The sequence below is a fragment of the Treponema sp. R6D11 genome (assembly GCF_054786075.1).
The window spans coordinates 1-1,891 of record NZ_BDHD01000272.1 but is presented as its reverse complement, the minus strand read 5'-3'; the positions used below and the strand labels follow the sequence as shown (position 1 = coordinate 1,891).

The window sequence follows — 1,891 nt, the reverse complement described above, 5'->3', positions numbered from 1 at the left end:
CTGTCATTTTTTACTTCACATATAACGGACGTTCCACATATTTAGTGTGGAGAAGATGATGCGCCTTGTGACCGCCCGGCTCTCCAAGGAAATCCTTGTAAACTTGAGCGATAAAAGGATTCTGATGTGAACAGCGGAACTGTGATTTTTGATCGTCCGTGTAAAGACCGCTTGCGCGTTTTTCGCGAATATCGTCCTTACAACCGTATGGCTGTCCTCCGCCTGCGACACATCCGCCGCGGCATGCCATTACCTCGATAAAATGATACGGCGGCTCTTTACCGGCTTTTTTCGCCTCACGAATCTTGTCCAGAACCGCGGCAATATTTCCCATTTGATGAGCTACCGCAATGCGTATCTTTGTTCCGTTGCCAAAATCAACTTCCCCTTCCTTTACGCCGTCAAGACCGCGGGCGGGTTTAAAGTTTACATCGGGGAGTTCTTTCTTTGTAACAAGGTAGTATGCGCTGCGTACAGCGGCTTCCATTACGCCGCCCGTCGCGCCGAAAATTGTTCCGGCTCCGGTGTACGGTCCCAAAGGACTGTCCGGATCTTCATCGGCAAGGTTAAGAATGTCAATTCCAGCCTGTTTAATCATTCGGGCAAGTTCTCTGGTTGTAATTACAATATCAACATCGTAACCATGTCCCGCGCTTTTCATATCGTCATTGCGTTTTGTTTCCCACTTCTTTGCGGTACAAGGCATAACAGACACTGAATAAATTTTATCTGGATTTACTCCTGCTTTTTCCGCCCAGTAAGATTTTATCATCGCTCCCATCATTTGCTGGGGCGATTTTGCCGTTGAAAAATTGGGAATCATATCGTTGTAATATTTTTCCATGTAATCTACCCATGCGGGGCAACAGGAAGTTATCAACGGAATAACGCTTCCCTTTTCGGTCAGGCGTTTTACAAGCTCTGAGCCTTCTTCCATTATGGTAAGGTCGGCTGAAAAGTTTGTGTCAAAAACCGTATCAAACCCCAAACGGCGCAGGGCGGCGTATATTTTCTTTGTAAACACAGTCCCCGGTTCAAGACCGAATTCTTCCGCCAAAGCGACGCGAACCGCAGGCGCAATTTGCACTACAGTGTGTTTTTCCTGATCCTGCAAGGCGTTCCAAACTTTTACAGTGTCATCTCTTTCATAAATAGCGCCAACAGGACAATGCGCGGCGCACTGTCCGCACTTGATACACGGACTCTCACCTAACGGAGCGTCGGCGGCGCTGGCAATTTTTCCGTGTATGCCCCGCCCAAGGAATTCCAAAGCCCAAACATTCTGCACTTCCTGGCACACTTTTACGCATCTGCCGCAACGGATACATTTTTCGGGGCAAAGCACGATAGCGGGGTTTGAATCGTCAATGGGAAGCTCATTTTTTACTTTTATAAAAGGCGCTTCTCTAAGCCCAAACTCCGACGCCAAATTTTGCAGTTCGCAGGACTGGTTGCGCGGACACTGGAGACAATCGTTGGGGTGATTGGAGAGGATAAGCTCCAAAACAGTACGCCTGACTGCGATTATCTCAGGGTCGTGGGTAATAATATTCATATTAGGCTCACATGCCGTACAGCATGCGCGCACCATTTTTGGAGAACCCGCAAGGCGCACAATACAAATACCGCACGACGCCCAAGGCGTAAGATCTGAATTATAGCAGAGAGTCGGGATTTTTATATTCACCTTCTGGGCGGCTTGAAGAATTGTCGTCCCCGGCTCTACTTCAACCGTTTTACCGTTTATTGATAAGTTAATCATGTTCTTCCCCCTTATGCCTTTATCACCGCGTTAAATTTACATGAAACCAAGCACTCACCGCACTTTATACATTCTGCGTTATTAATTCTGTAAGGCGGACGTTTTTTATCGGGATAACTTGACGCATTT

At 47.3% G+C, this 1,891-nt stretch carries 2 protein-coding genes; both read right to left on the bottom strand.

Features of this window, described 5'->3' with window-relative positions; all coding sequences use genetic code 11:
• Positions 1-10 precede the first annotated feature (10 nt).
• Entirely contained in the window at positions 11-1,762 is a 1,752-nt protein-coding gene (locus tag ACYVTD_RS12195; protein WP_461248028.1) for an NADH-dependent [FeFe] hydrogenase, group A6, read from the bottom strand.
• Between the two features lie 11 nt (positions 1,763-1,773).
• Entirely contained in the window at positions 1,774-1,848 is a 75-nt protein-coding gene (locus ACYVTD_RS12190; RefSeq protein WP_461248029.1) for a 4Fe-4S binding protein, read from the bottom strand.
• Positions 1,849-1,891: the final 43 nt, after the last annotated feature.